This is a genomic window from Microbacterium esteraromaticum (genome assembly GCF_900163815.1).
GTDB classification, from domain to species: domain Bacteria; phylum Actinomycetota; class Actinomycetes; order Actinomycetales; family Microbacteriaceae; genus Microbacterium; species Microbacterium esteraromaticum_B.
In genome coordinates, this window is the sequence record NZ_FUKO01000003.1 from 16,453 (window position 1) to 32,424 (window position 15,972).

Genomic DNA, 15,972 nt, shown 5'->3' on the forward strand with positions numbered 1-15,972 from the left:
CGACATTGTCGAGAGCCGAATGTCGGAGGCCCGGGTGAAGATAGAGGGATGAGCGACGTGCTCGACCGATTCACCCCCGCGACACAGGACTGGTTCCGGGGCGCTTTCGCTGCGCCCACGCCCGCGCAGGCGGGCGCGTGGAAGGCGATCTCTGCGGGCAGGCACGCGCTCGTGGTCGCGCCGACCGGTTCGGGCAAGACGCTCTCGGCGTTCCTGTGGGCCATCGACAGCGTCTTCCGTGAACGATCCGGGCTGCAGGAGCCGAAGGCGCCCGGTGACGACGAGCGCACGCGCATCCTCTACATCTCGCCGCTGAAGGCACTCGGCGTGGATGTCGAGCGCAACCTGCGCTCGCCTCTGGTCGGCATCGGACAGTCGGCACGCCGACTCGGGTTCGACGCCCCTGCCGTGAGCGTCGGCGTCCGTTCGGGCGACACGACCTCCAGCGATCGGCGCAAGCTCGTCTCGCATCCGCCCGACATCCTCATCACCACGCCGGAGTCGCTGTACCTGATGCTCACCAGCCGCGCCGGCGAAACCCTGCGCGGCGTGCACACGGTGATCATCGACGAGGTGCATGCGGTCGCTGCGACCAAGCGCGGCGCGCACCTGGCGCTCAGCCTCGAGCGGCTGGATGCGCTGCGGCGCGCGGCCGGAGCCGAGAAGCCCGCTCAGCGGATCGGGCTGTCTGCCACGGTGCGCCCGATCGATGAGGTCGCACGGTTCCTCGGCGGCTCCGCGCCGGTCGAGATCGTCGCGCCGCGTGCGGTGAAGACCTTCGAGCTCGGCGTCGTCGTGCCGATGGATGACATGCGAAACCCTCCTCCGGCACCCGGCGCCGTCGCCTCCGACGATCCTGCCGAGTACACCGAGGTGACCGGCTCCGTCTGGCCGCACGTCGAAGAGGCGATCGTCGACAAGGTGCTCGAGAACCAGTCGACGATCGTGTTCGCCAATTCGCGCCGCCTCGCCGAACGACTCACGGGCCGACTGAACGAGATCTATGCGGAACGTCTCGGCGTGCCCGCCCCCGCTCCGAGCGCTCCCCCGGCCGCGCGGGCCCCCGCGGCAGAGGCTCCGGGCGGCGCGAATGCGCCGTCTGGAGGAGCCGTCGGGGCGGCACAGGCGGGTTCGACCGCGGGAGCCGACCCCGTGCTCGCGAAAGCACACCACGGTTCGGTGTCGAAAGAGCAGCGTGCTCTCGTCGAAGACGAGCTGAAATCCGGCATCCTGCGCTGCGTGGTCGCGACCAGCAGTCTCGAGCTCGGCATCGACATGGGCGCGGTCGATCTGGTGATCCAGGTCGAGGCGCCGCCGTCGGCGGCATCCGGGCTGCAACGGGTGGGCCGGGCAGGACACCAGGTCGGCGAGGTCAGTCGGGCATCGCTGTTCCCCAAGCACCGTGGCGACGTGCTGCATACGGCGATCGTCACCGAGCGGATGCTGGCGGGCCAGATCGAGGCGATCACCGTGCCGCGCAACCCGCTCGACATCCTCGCGCAGCAGACCGTCGCCGCGTGCGCACTCGATGCGATCTCGGTCGAAGAATGGTTCGAGACCGTGCGCCGCAGCGCGCCGTTCCAGTCGCTGCCCCGGTCAGCGTACGAAGCGACGCTCGATCTGCTCGCCGGAAGATACCCGTCGGACGAGTTCGCCGAGCTGCGACCCCGGCTGGTGTGGGATCGCGACGCGGGCACCCTCACCGGCCGTCCCGGTGCGCAGCGCATCGCCGTGACCAGCGGCGGCACGATCCCCGACCGCGGTCTGTTCGGGGTGTTCGTCGCCGGTGAGACCACGGGTGCGCGCGTCGGCGAACTCGATGAGGAGATGGTCTACGAATCCCGCGTCGGCGATGTCTTCACCCTGGGCACCACCAGCTGGCGCATCGCCGAGATCACCCACGACCGAGTGAACGTCCTGCCCGCATATGGGCAACCGGGCAAGGTGCCGTTCTGGCACGGCGACGGCATCGGCCGCCCCTTCGAACTCGGCGAGGCACTCGGCAGGTTCTCTCGAGAAGTGTCGACGGCAGACCCTGCGAAAGCGCAGCAGCGGCTGATCGATGCCGGACTCGACGAGCGCGCCCGCGACAATCTGATGGGCTATCTCACCGAGCAGCGCGAAGCCACCGGCACCCTCCCGACCGACCGCACGCTCACCGTCGAGCGCGGACACGATGAGGCGGGCGACTGGCGCGTGATCTTGCATTCCCCATACGGCATGAAGGTGCATGCGCCGTGGGCGCTGGCGATCAACGCGCGAGTGCGGGAGCGGCTCGGAGTCGAGGGCTCCGCCGTCGCGAGCGATGACGGCATCATCGTGCGGATACCGGATGCCGATGCCGAGCCGCCTGGGGCAGAGCTGTTCGTCTTCGACGCTGACGAGATCGAGCAGATGGTCACCGCAGAAGTCGGCGGCTCGGCGCTGTTCGCCTCGCGCTTCCGCGAGTGCGCGGCCCGCGCGCTGCTGATGCCGCGGATGAACCCCAACAAGCGCACGCCCCTGTGGCAGCAGCGGCAGCGCTCGGCACAGCTGCTGGAGGTCGCGCGACGGCATCCGACCTTCCCGGTGATCCTCGAGACGCTTCGCGAAGTGCTGCAGGACGTCTACGACCTGCCCTCGCTGCGCCGGCTGATCACCGATGTCTCCGAACGCCGCATCCGTCTCATCGAGACCGAGCCCGCTCAGCCGTCGCCGTACGCCCGCGATCTGCTCTTCGGATACGTCGGCGCGTTCATGTACGAAGGCGACTCGCCTCTCGCCGAACGTCGTGCTGCCGCGCTGTCTGTCGACCCGGCACTGCTGGGCGAACTGCTCGGCACGGTCGAGATGCGCGAGCTGCTCGACCCCGACGTGATCGCGCAGTTCGAGCGCGAGGCGCAGCGTCTCGACCCGCAGCGACGCGCACGCGGCATCGAGGGTGTCGCCGATCTGCTGCGGATGCTCGGGCCGCTCGATGCTTCCGAAGTCGCCGCCCGACTGACAGAGACCGAGCAGGAGTCATCGACAGAAACCACGTCGTCGCCGGATGCCGACGTCAGCCCGGCTGACGTGCGCCGCGCCTCAGCGCATCTCGCCGAACTCATCACCGCACGCCGAGTGATCCCCGTGCAGATCGCCGGTCAGTCGCGGTTCGCCGTGATCGAAGACGCGGGAAGGCTCCGTGACGCTCTGGGTTCGGCGCTGCCGGTCGGCATCCCGGTCGCGTTCCTGGAACCTGTCGCCGATCCGCTCGGCGACCTGGTGTCGCGACATGCGCGCACGCACGGGCCTTTCACGACCGCATCCGTCGCCGAGCGACTCGGGCTCGGGGCCGCCGTGGCTCGGCATACGCTTCAGCGCCTGGAATCAGCGGGCCGCCTCACCAGCGGTTTCTTCCTGCCCGCTGATGCGACCGATGGCACGGGTGAGAGCGAATGGTGCGACACCGAGGTGCTGCGGCGGCTGCGCATGCGGTCGCTGGCGGCGATCCGCGGCAGCGTCGAACCGGTCTCCGAACGGGCGTACGCCCGGTTCCTCCCCGACTGGCAGCACCTCACTCGGCCTCTCGAAGGTCTTGACGGAGTGCTGACCGTGATCGAGCAGCTCGCCGGAGTGCCGATTCCCGCCAGTGCCTGGGAATCGCTCGTGCTGCCCAGTCGGGTGCGCGACTACACACCCGCCCTGCTCGACGAGTTGACGTCGGCGGGCGAGGTGGTCTGGTCGGGGCACGGCGCGCTTCCCGGCCGAGACGGGTGGGTGTCACTGCATCCGGTCGATCTGGCTCCGTTCACGCTCCCGATCCCCGACGAGCGACCGGCCCCGGGCTCACTCGAAGAGCGAATACTCGATGCTCTGCGATTGAGCGGCGCGTCATTCGCGGGTGGCCTGCGGGCGATGGTGAATGCCGAGAACGAGCAGTCGGTGCTCGATGCACTGTGGACGCTGACGTGGGAGGGGCACATCACCAATGACACCTTCTCGCCGGTGCGCGCACTGATCGCGGGTGGCTCGCAGGCGCACAAGTCCACCCGACGCGCTCCGCGCACGCGCGCCTATCGCGGAGTCTCGCTGGCGCGGCCGGCAGCGCGGCCGCCCTCGGTCGGCGGGCGATGGGCGGTCCTGCCGGAGACGACACCGCCGCCCACGCAGACCGTGCCGGCGGATGCCGCCAAGCGCGCCACCGTCACCGCGGGCCTGCTGCTCGATCGGTACGGCGTCGTCACCCGTGGATCAGTTCAGGCCGAGGGGGTTCCAGGCGGCTTCGCTCAGGCGTACCGGATGCTGGCGGGGTTCGAAGAGGCCGGGCACTGTCGACGCGGCTACGTGATCGAAAAGCTGGGCGCTGCGCAGTTCGCCGCATCCACCACAGTCGATCGTCTGCGCACTTTCGCGGGGCTCACCGATCCGCCGCCGCGCAAGGCGACGACGCTCGCGGCGACCGATCCGGCGAACCCGTACGGCGCAGCTCTCGGCTGGCCCCGTCTCGATGAGGTCTCGCACCGCCCCGGGCGGAAGGCGGGCGGCCTGGTGGTACTGGTCGACGGTGCTCTGGTGCTGTATCTCGAGCGCGGCGGCCGTACGGTGCTGGCATTCGACGATGATGCCGACGTGCTGCGAGCTGCCGCATCCGATCTCGCGGCCACGGCGCGAACCCGACGCCTCGACACCCTCACCGTCGAGAAGATCAACGGTGCACCGATCTACGGCACCCCGTTCGCGACGGCGCTGCAAGAGGCCGGCTTTGTACCGACCCCGCGCGGTTTCACCCTGCGCAAGGCCCTCTGACCCGACGTCGGCAGACCGAGGGCGCCGCGATACCGTATCGAGACACGAACAGCAGGAGAGGTGCCGCCATTGATCAGTGAGTTCTTCACCGGCGTGCGCACTCTGGGGCGCGGATTCGGCATGTGGCGCACGCATACGAAGCTTCTCGCCCTGGGCCTCATCCCTGCCTTCATCGCGTTCGCGCTCCTCGTCGCAGTTCTCGTGCCGCTCGCGCTCTCACTCGGCGCCGTCACCGATTGGATCACCCCGTTCGCCGACGGTTGGGGGCAGCCATGGCGCCAGCTGTTGCGAGTCGGGCTGGGCATCGTCATTTTCATCGCAGCCCTGGCCCTGGCAGGAGCGGTCTTCACCGCCCTCACCCTCACAATCGGCGACCCCTTCTATCAGCGCATCTGGCGCGGAGTCGAGCTCGCGCTCGGCGGTGATGAGCCACAGGGCAAGACCGGATTCTGGACGACGATCGGCGAAGGCATCCGCTTGGTGGCCCTCGGCATTCTCGTGGCGCTCCTCACCCTCGTGATCGGCTTCCTGCCGCTCGTCGGCGGACTCCTCGCGACCGTCACCGGAGTGATCCTGTCCGGGCGGCTCCTGGCGCGAGAGCTCACCGGTCGCGCGTTCGATGCCCGCGGTCTGACGACCTACTCCCGAAGCGAGATGCTCGGCGCCGGTCGTGCGCGCGTGATCGGCTTCGGCGTCGCGACGCAGCTGTGCTTCCTGGTGCCGCTCGGCGCGATCATCGCGATGCCAGCGGCGGTCGCCGCCTCCACAATCCTCGCCCGTGATCTCGCGGAGCGCGGCGCGCTCGCCGAACACGCCGCCGCGCCGACCGCACCACCGCCCTACACGGGCCCTGCGGAAGCGCGCTGAGATGCCCGAAGGCGACACGGTCTTCCGCACCGCGCACCGGCTGAACACTGCGCTGGCCGGCCACACGGTCACGCGGTTCGACCTGCGCGTTCCGCAGGCCGCGACCGTCGATCTGACCCACGAAACGGTGCACAGAGTGGTGCCCCGCGGCAAGCATCTGCTCATGCGCGTGGGTGATCGCACCGTGCATTCCCATCTGCGCATGGATGGTGCGTGGCTGCTGTACCGACCGGGCGAACGCTGGCGGCATCCGGCGTTCAAGGTCCGCGCGATCGTCGGGACGGCTGAGGCGGAAGCCGTGGGCGTGGACATCGCCGAGGTGAGCGTCATCGCCACGCGAGACGAGCAGGATCTCGTCGGCTACCTGGGCCCGGATCCGCTCGCCGATGACTGGGATGCCGCCGAGGCAGCCAGGCGCCTGTCGGCGGATCAGCGCAGCATCCATGTCGCTCTTCTCGACCAGCGCAACGTCGCCGGTTTCGGCAACGAGTACGCGGCAGAGCTGCTGTTCCTGCGCGGCATCCTGCCCGAGACCCCGGCGTGCGAAGTCGACGCACCCGCGCTGCTCGACCTGGGTGTGCGCACGATCCGCGCCAACCGAGACCGCGCCGACCGCACCTTCACCGGCAATGCCCGCCGCGGCTTCACCGACTGGGTCTACGGCCGCGCGCAGCGCCCCTGCCGCCGCTGCGGAACGCTGATTCGCACCGGCAGCATCGGCGCCGATCCCACCCGCGAGCGCATCACATTCTGGTGCCCGAACTGCCAGAGATAAGGCTTATCGCGCTCCGGGAATGAAACCGGCGGCACCGTGGTTGTAGCTATATCGGGAACCGCCCGGGAATCGGAGGAATCGTGGGTAAGAACTACATCGATATCGAAGACGACCACGGCACGACGCTGCGTTACCGCAAGCACGCCAATGGACGAGGCCTCGTCGCGCACGGCGCGAAGGTGCACCCGAAAGCTCTCATCGAGGTGGGCGCGTATATCGAACCCGGAGTAAGAGTCGGCGCAGGCGCCCGTGTGTCCAGGGGCGCGTGGGTGGAGCCGGATGCCGTCATCGGCGAGAACGCGAAGATCGACGCGCACGCTCACATCGGGCCGGGCGCTGCAGTAGGCGACGGCGCATGGATCGGTGTGCGTGCCGAGATCGGCGCAGGTGCGCGAATCGCACGCGGCACCCGTATCGGACACGACGAGAGCGTCGGAGCAGGACTCCGCGTGATCACCGACCAGAAGGGGCTGTGGCTCGCAGCCTGAAGGCGCGGGTCGCATGAATCATCAGCGACCACCAGCTTCTAAAAGAAGTTACGCTCTAAGTTAGAAGCTTCGGCTTCTGGCCGCAGAGATCCTTCTTTCAGAGGTCGCCATGGACATCACCGAACGCGCATCGAGTATCGGCTCTCTCGCCGATGACACGCGACGAGAGCTCTACGAGTTCGTCGTCGCGCAAGCGGATGCTGTGACCCGAGACGCGGCGGCCGCCGCAATCGGAATCGCCGCGCACATGGCGCGCTTTCACCTCGACAAGCTCGTCGAGGCAGGTCTGCTCGACACCGAGTTCCGCCGTCTCAGCGGGCGCTCGGGTCCGGGCGCCGGACGCCCCTCCAAGCTCTACCGCCGCGCGCAGGGAACCATCGCGGTGTCGCTTCCCGAGCGGCGCTACGACCTGGTCGGCCACCTCTTCGCGCGCACCATCGAGCGCGCTGCTGTCGGCGGCGATCTGAACGCAACCGTCGTCGAAGTCGCCCAAGACGAAGGTCGACAGATCGCCGCGGCGAGCCGCCCGGAGGCCACAGCTGACGAGCTCACCCGCATCTCCACCGTCCTGGATGCTCACGGATACGAGCCGCGTGCCGAAGGCGACGCCATCGTCCTCGTGAACTGTCCGTTCGAATCTCTCGCCCGCGACCACACGGCTCTCGTCTGCTCGGCGAACCTCGCGCTCGTCGACGGCATCCTCGACGGTTTGCAGTGCACGCACCTGCGCGCGAGCGGCGAGCCGCATGACGGCCGATGCTGCGTGGCGATCCGCCAGGCAGACTGATCACGGCATCCGCCGCTACGCTGAACCGATGAAGAACGATCGGCGCAGGCCCGCACGCGGAACTGGCAGGCCGCACGCGGGCAGACCCGCGCCGAAGAAGCCCGTAAAGGGGCAGCCGAAGACCGCCCAGAAGGCGGCGAGGAAGCGATTCGACGCACCCGCCACGGCTCCGGAACCGCCGCGCGCCTTTCGTCTGGGCGTCATCCCCGGGACGACGCCGGGCAAGTGGGTCGACACGTGGAAAGAGCGGATGCCGCGCGTCGCGATCGAGCTCGTGCCGCTCTCGTTCGCCGATCAGCGCGAGCGGCTCGACGAGGCGGATCCGTCTGGACGACTGGATGCCGCGATCGTGCGTCTGCCCTTGCAGCGCACCGAGGATCTGCACGTGATTCCGCTGTACGAGGAAGTGCCGGTTGTCGTGGCATCCGCCGATTCTCACCTCATGGCGGTCGATGAGCTCACCGCTGACGACCTCGCCGGTGAGGTGCTGATCACCCCGGCCGACGACGTGCTCGGCCCCCTCGGTCTGCCCACCGCTGAGCCGAGATTTCCGCAGCTGGCGACCACTGGGGAGGCGGTCGCGACCGCAGCATCCGGCGCGGGAATCCTCGTGGTGCCGATGTCGCTCGCCCGCCTGCATCAGCGTAAAGATGCGGGCTACCGGCCACTGCTGGCCGGCCCCGTCTCCCCGGTCGTGCTCGCCTGGCGACGCGATGCGACCACGCCGGATGTCGAGACGTTCGTCGGAATCGTGCGCGGACGCTCGACCAACTCCTCGCGCTGACCGCGTCGCGGCAGCCAGCACAATAGACTCGCCGCATGTCTTCGGTGCTCTATGTCTGCGTGCGTCCCGAGCGCAGCGCGGCCGATGCCGAGCACCGCTCATTCAGCCGCGGCCTGGGCATCGAACGGCTTGACCGCATCGATCTGCTGCACGCCTCGCTCGAGACGGCGGAATGGCAGCAGTACGACGGCTTCGTCATCGGCGGGTCGCCCTTCAACGTCACCGACGCCGAGCACGAGAAGACCGATCCGCAACGCGCGGTCGAACACGACCTCGAGCGCATCGCCGCACGCGCGCTCGACGGCAAGACGACCGCGCTGTTCACCTGTTACGGCATCGGCGTCGTCACACGGATGCTGGGTGGCGAGGTGCACACCGACCAGCCCGAACAGGCGAGCGCCAGCACCGTTCACCTCACTGAAGCCGGCACCGCCGACCCGCTGTTCGGTCCGAGCGCGCCGAGCCTGTCGGTATTCACCGCGCACAAGGAGTCTGCCCGCGACACCCCTCCGGGTGCGGTGCTGCTGGGCACCAACAGCGCCTGCACCGTGCAGGCGTACCGAGCGGGGACCCACTTGTACGCCACCCAGTTCCACCCCGAGGCTTCACCACAGGACTTCGCCGACAGGATGGCCGTGTACCGCGCATCCGGCTACTTCGATCCGAGTTCGTTCGCGCAGACGGAAGCCGCTGTGCTGTCAGCATCCGTCGAGGGCGACGACCTCCTCGGCCGGTTCCCCGGGCTGCTCGGCGCCTGACCCCGCGGAGTCTTCGCCGCGGAGATCTGGCCGCGCCCCGCCGCTAGGCTCACGCCCCGGCGAGCGTGATCCGCTCATCGAGATAGCCCGCCAACGGCACAAGACTCCCGCTCGCCGACCAGCGGATGTGCGGCACGCCGTCGAGCAGAGCAAGAGGGCCGGATGCTGCGCCAGCATCCACCGCGACGACATCGAGCACCTGCCATCCGACATGCACGACCTCGCCCTCGGCGAAACCGCCGCGCCGAGCCTGCCCTCGCCGCTCGGCCCGCGCCCGCGCGGACTCGGCCGTGTACCCGCGGCGCACGGATGCTGCCGCACGAAGGATCTCGCCCGTGGCCATCACGCTCTCATCTGCGAGCAGGAGAACGCCGAGATGCCAGGCCGTGCCGGCGCGCACGATGCGGGTGCCGCGCCAGCGCGAGGTGCGCTCGATGCCCAGCCCTTCGCGCGGTGCTGCCGCCAGCCGACGCCGCGCGCCATCCAGCAGATCGGCCGTGGTGCTCATTGGTACAGGGTAGCGATTCGCACGCCGGCCGACCGAGGGGCAGAATCGATGCAGACATCTGCAAGGAGCTTTCATGCCGCACACCGATACCGCGCGCCTTCTCATCGCCTGTGACGACCAGCCCGGCATCGTCGCGGCCGTCGCGGGAGTGCTGGCCGCTCGCGGGGTGAACATCGTCTCGCTCGATCAGCATTCGACCGAAGACGGACGCTTCTTCCAGCGCACGGTGCTGCAGGTCGACGGCTTCGCTGCGCAGCGTCCCGAGCTCGAAGCAGCGCTGGGTGACGTCGCCGAACGGTTCTCGATGGAGTGGTCGCTGCACGATGTCGCGCGGCGCAAGCGCGTGGCGATCTTCGTCTCGAAGTACGACCACTGCCTGATGGAGCTGCTGTGGCGCACCCAGCGCGGAGAGCTCGATATCGACGTGACCATGGTCGTCTCGAACCATCCGGATCTTGCCGAGTCGGTGCGCACGTTCGGCGTGCCGTTCGTGCACATCCCGCGCGGCGCGGGCGATGACGCCAAGGCCGAGATGGAGTCGCGCCAGCTGGAGATGCTGCAGGGCAACGTCGACCTGGTCGTGCTCGCGCGGTACATGCAGATCCTCACCGACGATTTCATCGAGCAGGTCGGTGCCCCGGTGATCAACATCCACCACTCGTTCCTGCCTGCTTTCATCGGGGCGAACCCGTACGCCCGGGCCAAGGATCGCGGCGTGAAGCTGATCGGCGCGACCGCCCACTATGCGACGGCCGACCTCGATGAGGGCCCGATCATCGAGCAGGACGTCACGCGCGTCACGCACGCCGAATCAGCTGCCGAACTGCAGCGTCGCGGTGCGGATGTCGAGCGCTTCGTGCTCGCCCGCGCCGTCAAGTGGCATGCCGAAGACCGCGTGATCGTGCACGGCCGCTCCACCGTCATCCTCTGACCAGCAGCGCCGCCCCACCTTCCCCTCGCCTCCACCCCGGCACTACCGTCTATTTGGCGTAAAGTCTTGGAATTCTGCCGGAATACCGAGACATTTCGCCATATAGACGGGTGGGGGATGCGGGGTCGGAACGGTCAGGCGGGGAGGCCGGCGCGGAGCTCTGCGAAGACGTCGGATGCTGCATCCCACCGCGCGAGCGGGGCCGACTGCCCCAGCCAGAGCGACTGCAGCTCGCCCATGCCGCGCTGCCCCGCGATCGCGCGGAAACGACCGGTGAGCCAGTTCTGTGCGGGGAACGGAGCGATCGCCCCCGCCGCTTCGATCTCGGATACCACGCGGTTGCGGGCTCCGCGGGATAGCCGCCCGCTCATGGCCCGGGTGAGCACGCTCTCGTCGGCTGCGGTGGAGCGGATCGCCGCACGATGCGCGTCGTTCGCCGCCGACTCGGCGGTGGCGAGGAATGACGTTCCCACCTGCACCCCAGACGCGCCCAGCGCGAATGCCGCCGCGACACCGCGCCGGTCGCCGATCCCGCCCGCGGCGATGACCGGCACGGCGACAGCATCCGCCACCTGCGGCAGCAGCGCGACGAGACCGACCAGCGACTGCTCTGCCGGGCGCAGGAACGACACGCGATGCCCTGCCGCCTCCGAGCCGGTGGCGACGATGGCATCGACCCCGCCCGCCTCCAGCGCCTGTGCCTCGGCAACAGTCGTCGCGGTGCCGAGCACGCGGATGCCGCGGCGGTGCGCCTCATCGACCAGTGCTGCCGAAGGCACGCCGAAGACCACGCTGAGCACGGCAGGTGCCGCCGCCCAGATCGCCTCGAGCTGCTCGTCGAGCGAGGGAAGGTACCTCTCCGGCCGCGACGGCGTCTCGATGCCGACCTCGGCGAAGAACGACTCGAGCGCGACGGCGTACTCGTCGTGCTCCACCCCGGGCGTGACCTCGTCTCCGGTGGGCAGCCAGATGTTCAGGGCGAATGGCGCTGAGGTGGCAGCGCGCAGCGCCGTCGCGGTATCGCGGATCCGCTCGCCGTCGTAGCCATAGAGCCCGTAGGAGCCGAGCCCGCCCGCCCCGCTCACCTGCGCGGTGAGCGGCACGGACGACAGCCCGCCGAACGGGGCGAGAACGATGGGATGCTCGATGCCGAGCATCCGCCGCAGATCAGTCATGTTTCGAGGCTACGCCCGCGTAGCGTCGTGTTTCCTTCGTTGTCAAGCCCCCTGCCGCCGGACGCGGTTGTTCCCTATGGTCGAAGGCATGGACGACACCTCTGATCGCGACCGCTCTGCGGGCAACGAACCGACCACGACGCACTCCGCCTGGGGCGCTGGCGAGCCGCACCTGCTGATTTCACGAGGAGACGACGAGCGCTTCGTCTACGACATCACGATCGACAACGTGACGATCGGCTCAGACGCGGGGAGCAGCCTCGTCCTCGAGGGAGCGGACGGACAGCACGCCACCATCGTTCACGACAAGCGTGACGAGTACGTGCTGCACCTCATCGGCGCAGGCACGATGAACGCGAACAGCGAGGCAGGCACCGAAGGCGAGCGCTCGGAGGTCCTTCGAACCGGTGCGCGCTTCACGATCGGCGAGTGGGCTCTCGTCTTCTCTCGTCAGGAGTTCGCCGACCACGGCCGCCCTTTCGGTGGCCGTGAAGGCGGCGAAGGCGAGCATCAGCCCCTTCAAGAGAACCGACCCGAGTACGCCGAGGGTGACGTCGTCGAGTCCATCGTGGAGGTCGTCGCCACCGACGACGGTGCGAACGCCCCCGATCCGACGGCATCGAGCCAGGGCGTGCCGAGGGAATCTCCCTGAGCCCGCACGAGCGGGGCACCGGCCGCCGGCTGGCCGGGCTGAGTCGCAGCGGCGGCTAGCATCGAAGACATGTCTGCTCGTTCCCTTGCCCTGACGCACGCCGCCGACCTCTCCGACTTCGTCGCCGCATCGCCGTCGAGCTACCACGCCGCGGAAGAGACAGCCCGACGGCTGCAGGAGGCCGGGTTCACCCGGCTTGAAGAGGCAGACGAATGGCCCACCCAGGCAGGTGGACGCTTCGTCATCGTCCGCGATGGCGCGGCGATCGCGTGGGCAGTGCCGGCCGATGCAACGTCGACGACCCCGGCCCACATCCTCGGCGCGCACACCGACTCCCCCGGCTTCAAGCTCAAGCCGCAGCCGACGACCGGTGCACGCGGCTGGCTGCAGGCGGCGGTCGAGGTGTACGGCGGGCCGCTGCTCAACTCCTGGCTCGATCGTGAACTGCGCCTGGCTGGCCGCCTCGCTCTCGCCGACGGGCGCGTGGTGCTCGCCGCGACCGGGCCGCTGCTGCGGCTGCCGCAGCTGGCGATCCACCTCGATCGCGGTGTGAACGATGGCCTCTCTCTCGACAAGCAGACCGGCACGCAGCCGGTGTGGGGCCTGGGCGAGCCCGAGTCCGAGGATGTGCTGGCCGAGCTGGCCACCGAGGCGGGCGTCGACGCGAGTGAGATCCGCGGGTTCGACGTCGTGGTGGCGGATGCCGCTCGCGGCGCTGTCTTCGGAAAGGACGATGCATTCTTCGCGTCCGGCCGTCTCGACGATCTCGCGTCTGTGCACGCCGGGGTGGTTGCGCTGATCGAGGCGACGGACTCCGATCTCCCCAGAAACGTCATCCCAGTGCTGGCAGCATTCGACCACGAAGAACTCGGTTCCTCGTCGCGCTCCGGCGCTGCCGGGCCGATCCTCGAAGACGTGCTCGAGCGCGTGTACGAGTCGCTCGGCGCCGATGCCTCCGACCGACGTCGCGCCTACGCCGCATCGTGGTGCCTTTCCAGTGACGTGGGCCACTCGGTGCATCCGAACTACCAGCACCGCCACGACCCCGTCGTGCAGCCGGTGCTCGGGTCGGGCCCGATCCTGAAGATCAACGCGAACCAGCGCTATGCGACGGATGCTGTCGGCGCAGCAGCCTGGGCCGCGTGGTGCGAGACCGCGGGCATCGCCTCGCAGGATTTCGTCTCCAACAACTCGGTGCCCTGCGGATCGACCATCGGCCCGATCACCGCGACGCGCCTCGGCATCCGCACGGTCGATGTCGGCATCCCGATTCTGTCGATGCACTCCGCTCGCGAGCTCGCCGGCGTCAGCGACCTCTACGACCTCTCGAGGGTGGCGCACGCTTTCTTCGCCGGCTGACCTCGGCAGCCGCCCGGTGATTAGCGGGATTCCGCGCCGGGCTCTCGCATCCGACGAGTGGTCAGTGCCAGGATGAGCACAATCCCACTTTCGGAGGCAATCATGTCCACGGCACCTGAGACCGCAGCACCGGCGCTGATCGAGCGCGCTGGCATCGAGATTATTCCCGAGTCCGACCGCACCGCGAAACCACGCGATCTGTTCTGGCCGTGGTTCGCCGCGAACGTGTCGGTGTTCGGCCTCAGCTACGGCTCGTTCGTTCTCGGCTTCGGCATCTCGTTCTGGCAGGCGACGCTGGTCTCGGTGATCGGCATCGTCGTGTCGTTCTTCCTCTGCGGGCTCATCGCGATCGCCGGCAAACGGGGCTCGGCACCGACTATGGTGCTCTCCCGAGCGGCCTTCGGCGTGCACGGCCAGAAAGTCCCGGGCATCGTCTCGTGGCTGACCTCGATCGGGTGGGAGACGTTCCTGGCGATCATGGCGGTGCTCGCCACGGCGACCGTCATCACCCAGCTCGGCGGCGATGGTGACAGCATCGCGCTGAAGATCACGGCGACGATCATCGTGGCCGCGCTCATCGTGGCCGCATCCGTTCTCGGGTACCACACGATCATGAAGATGCAGTCGGTGCTCACCTGGATCACCGGCGCCGTGACGATTCTCTACGTGATCCTCGCCATCCCGCACGTCGATCTCGCAGCAGTGATGGCCCACCCCGACGGCAACATCGGCAAGGTGATCGGCGCACTCGTCATGGTGATGACCGGCTTCGGCCTCGGCTGGATCAACATCGCCGCCGACTGGTCGCGTTACCAGAAGCGCACGGCTTCCGACGGCGCAATCGTGTTCTGGAACACCTTCGGCGGGGCGATCGCCCCCGTCATCCTCGTGGTCTTCGGCCTCCTGCTCGCCGGTTCCGACGACAAGCTGATGGAAGCCGTCGGCAACGACCCGATCGGTGCGCTGGCCGCGATCCTGCCGATCTGGGTGCTCGTTCCTTTCCTGCTGACGGCCGTGCTCGCCCTCGTCTCCGGTGCGGTTCTGGGCATCTACTCCTCGGGCCTGACGCTGCTCAGCCTCGGCATCCGCATCCCCCGACCCTCCGCCGCAGCGATCGATGGGCTGATCCTCACCGCAGGCACGATCTGGGTGGTGTTCTTCGCCGAGGACTTCCTCGGGCCGTTCCAGTCGTTCCTCATCACGCTCGGCGTTCCGCTGGCTGCCTGGGCCGGCATCCTCATCGCCGATATCTTGCGCCGCAAGAAGGTCTACGACGACGACGCGCTGTTCGACGCGAACGGCCGCTACGGCGCCTGGGACTGGACGTCGATCCTCACCATGGTGGTCACGTCGGTGATCGGCTGGGGCCTCGTGGTGAATCTGTTCGCTGAGGACGCGGCGTGGAACAACTGGCAGGGCTACCTGCTGTTCCTGTTCGGCGGTGAGGACAGCGTCTGGGCTGGTGCGAACCTCGGCGTATTCTTCGCGCTGGTGCTGTCGTTCCTCGTCACGTGGTTCGCCCGAGCCGGAAAGATCCGTCGTCAGGAGCAGGCATGACCAGCGCGGCCGGCGACGACACCTGGCTCATCGTCATCGATCCGCAGAACATCTTCGCGGCGCCGGATTCCGAATGGGGTTCGCCCTTCTTCGATGAAGCGATGGCGAACATCGCGCGTCTCGCGACTGCCTTCGGCGAGCGCGTGCTCGTGACGAGGTGGATGCCGACGGCTGACCGCTCCACATCGTGGGGCGAGTACTTCGCGGCGTGGCCGTTCGCTGACCAGCCGGCATCCGATCACCTGTTCGATCTCGTGCCGGCGGCATCCGCACTCTCGCGGCATCCAACCCTCGACCTGCCGACCTTCGGGAAGTGGGGCCCCGAGCTCGAAGCGATCGTCGGTCGCGGCGCGCACGTCGTGCTCACCGGTGTGTCGACGGACTGCTGCGTGATCTCGACGGCATTGGCGGGAGCGGATGCTGGCGCACGCATCACCATCGCGACCGACGCGTGCGCGGGCTCGACCGCTGAGAATCACGCCGCGGCGATGCAGGTGATGGCCCTCTACCCGCCGCAGCTCACCCTCACGACGACCAGCGAAGTGCTCGCGGCGCGCAGCTGAC

The 15,972-nt window shown here is 68.6% G+C and carries 14 protein-coding genes; 12 read left to right on the forward strand and 2 right to left on the reverse strand.

Annotated elements, in window-relative coordinates; genetic code table 11:
• Positions 1-48: 48 nt before the first annotated feature.
• The 7 genes from FM104_RS00935 (at position 49) to FM104_RS00965 (ending at position 9,226) form a co-directional block, all read left to right on the forward strand.
• Entirely contained in the window at positions 49-4,767 is a 4,719-nt protein-coding gene (locus FM104_RS00935; protein WP_087129586.1) for an ATP-dependent helicase, read from the forward strand.
• Between the two features lie 69 nt (positions 4,768-4,836).
• Positions 4,837-5,634, forward strand: a complete 798-nt coding sequence (locus FM104_RS00940; RefSeq protein WP_087129587.1) for an EI24 domain-containing protein — start codon at positions 4,837-4,839, stop codon at positions 5,632-5,634.
• 1 nt (position 5,635) lies between these two features.
• Positions 5,636-6,409, forward strand: a complete 774-nt coding sequence (locus FM104_RS00945; protein ID WP_087129588.1) for a DNA-formamidopyrimidine glycosylase family protein — start codon at positions 5,636-5,638, stop codon at positions 6,407-6,409.
• Between the two features lie 80 nt (positions 6,410-6,489).
• Positions 6,490-6,897, forward strand: coding sequence for a transferase (locus FM104_RS00950; protein WP_087129589.1), 408 nt, complete (start codon positions 6,490-6,492; stop codon positions 6,895-6,897).
• A 109-nt stretch (positions 6,898-7,006) separates the two neighbouring features.
• A complete protein-coding gene (locus tag FM104_RS00955) occupies positions 7,007-7,684 on the forward strand; it encodes a helix-turn-helix transcriptional regulator (protein ID WP_087129590.1) in 678 nt (225 codons plus the stop codon).
• A 28-nt stretch (positions 7,685-7,712) separates the two neighbouring features.
• Entirely contained in the window at positions 7,713-8,468 is a 756-nt protein-coding gene (locus tag FM104_RS00960; RefSeq protein WP_087129616.1) for a LysR family substrate-binding domain-containing protein, read from the forward strand.
• Between the two features lie 35 nt (positions 8,469-8,503).
• Complete coding sequence (locus FM104_RS00965; protein ID WP_087129591.1) at positions 8,504-9,226, forward strand: glutamine amidotransferase-related protein; 723 nt, start codon at positions 8,504-8,506, stop codon at positions 9,224-9,226.
• 49 nt (positions 9,227-9,275) lie between these two features.
• On the opposite strand, the gene FM104_RS00970 is transcribed toward FM104_RS00965, so the two are convergent.
• Positions 9,276-9,734, reverse strand: coding sequence for a glutaminase (locus FM104_RS00970; RefSeq protein ID WP_087129592.1), 459 nt, complete (start codon positions 9,732-9,734; stop codon positions 9,276-9,278).
• Between the two features lie 73 nt (positions 9,735-9,807).
• Between FM104_RS00970 and purU the strand changes: the two genes are divergently transcribed.
• Positions 9,808-10,665 carry a formyltetrahydrofolate deformylase gene (purU, locus tag FM104_RS00975; protein WP_087129593.1) on the forward strand — a complete coding sequence of 286 codons (858 nt, stop codon included), beginning with the start codon at positions 9,808-9,810 and terminating at the stop codon, positions 10,663-10,665.
• 134 nt (positions 10,666-10,799) lie between these two features.
• Here the strand turns inward: purU and FM104_RS00980 are convergent, their stop codons facing one another.
• Positions 10,800-11,840, reverse strand: coding sequence for an NAD(P)H-dependent flavin oxidoreductase (locus FM104_RS00980; protein ID WP_087129594.1), 1,041 nt, complete (start codon positions 11,838-11,840; stop codon positions 10,800-10,802).
• Between the two features lie 88 nt (positions 11,841-11,928).
• On the opposite strand from FM104_RS00980, the gene FM104_RS00985 reads away from it, so the two are divergent.
• From FM104_RS00985 to FM104_RS01000, 4 genes are all read left to right on the forward strand, one after another.
• Positions 11,929-12,492, forward strand: a complete 564-nt coding sequence (locus tag FM104_RS00985; protein ID WP_179206618.1) for an FHA domain-containing protein — start codon at positions 11,929-11,931, stop codon at positions 12,490-12,492.
• Positions 12,493-12,561: 69 nt separating this feature from the next.
• Positions 12,562-13,851, forward strand: a complete 1,290-nt coding sequence (locus tag FM104_RS00990) for a M18 family aminopeptidase (RefSeq protein ID WP_087129595.1) — start codon at positions 12,562-12,564, stop codon at positions 13,849-13,851.
• Positions 13,852-13,953: 102 nt separating this feature from the next.
• The gene (locus FM104_RS00995; protein ID WP_087129596.1) at positions 13,954-15,408 is read left to right on the forward strand and encodes a purine-cytosine permease family protein; all 1,455 of its coding nucleotides are present in this window, start codon (positions 13,954-13,956) and stop codon (positions 15,406-15,408) included.
• Entirely contained in the window at positions 15,405-15,971 is a 567-nt protein-coding gene (locus FM104_RS01000; RefSeq protein ID WP_087129597.1) for a cysteine hydrolase family protein, read from the forward strand. Before FM104_RS00995 ends, FM104_RS01000 begins: the two co-directional genes overlap by 4 nt.
• Position 15,972 lies beyond the last annotated feature (1 nt).

What these genes read in the sequence shown, in the direction of transcription:
- FM104_RS00990 (WP_087129595.1), top strand. Translation starts at nt 12,562, where the DNA reads ATGTCTGCTCGTTCCCTTGCCCTGACGCACGCCGCCGACCTCTCCGAC.
- FM104_RS00935 (WP_087129586.1), top strand. Translation starts at nt 49, where the DNA reads ATGAGCGACGTGCTCGACCGATTCACCCCCGCGACACAGGACTGGTTC.
- purU (WP_087129593.1), top strand. Translation starts at nt 9,808, where the DNA reads ATGCCGCACACCGATACCGCGCGCCTTCTCATCGCCTGTGACGACCAG.
- FM104_RS00970 (WP_087129592.1), bottom strand. Translation starts at nt 9,734, where the DNA reads ATGAGCACCACGGCCGATCTGCTGGATGGCGCGCGGCGTCGGCTGGCG.
- FM104_RS00980 (WP_087129594.1), bottom strand. Translation starts at nt 11,840, where the DNA reads ATGACTGATCTGCGGCGGATGCTCGGCATCGAGCATCCCATCGTTCTC.
- FM104_RS00945 (WP_087129588.1), top strand. Translation starts at nt 5,636, where the DNA reads ATGCCCGAAGGCGACACGGTCTTCCGCACCGCGCACCGGCTGAACACT.
- FM104_RS01000 (WP_087129597.1), top strand. Translation starts at nt 15,405, where the DNA reads ATGACCAGCGCGGCCGGCGACGACACCTGGCTCATCGTCATCGATCCG.
- FM104_RS00995 (WP_087129596.1), top strand. Translation starts at nt 13,954, where the DNA reads ATGTCCACGGCACCTGAGACCGCAGCACCGGCGCTGATCGAGCGCGCT.
- FM104_RS00955 (WP_087129590.1), top strand. Translation starts at nt 7,007, where the DNA reads ATGGACATCACCGAACGCGCATCGAGTATCGGCTCTCTCGCCGATGAC.
- FM104_RS00965 (WP_087129591.1), top strand. Translation starts at nt 8,504, where the DNA reads ATGTCTTCGGTGCTCTATGTCTGCGTGCGTCCCGAGCGCAGCGCGGCC.
- FM104_RS00985 (WP_179206618.1), top strand. Translation starts at nt 11,929, where the DNA reads ATGGACGACACCTCTGATCGCGACCGCTCTGCGGGCAACGAACCGACC.
- FM104_RS00960 (WP_087129616.1), top strand. Translation starts at nt 7,713, where the DNA reads ATGAAGAACGATCGGCGCAGGCCCGCACGCGGAACTGGCAGGCCGCAC.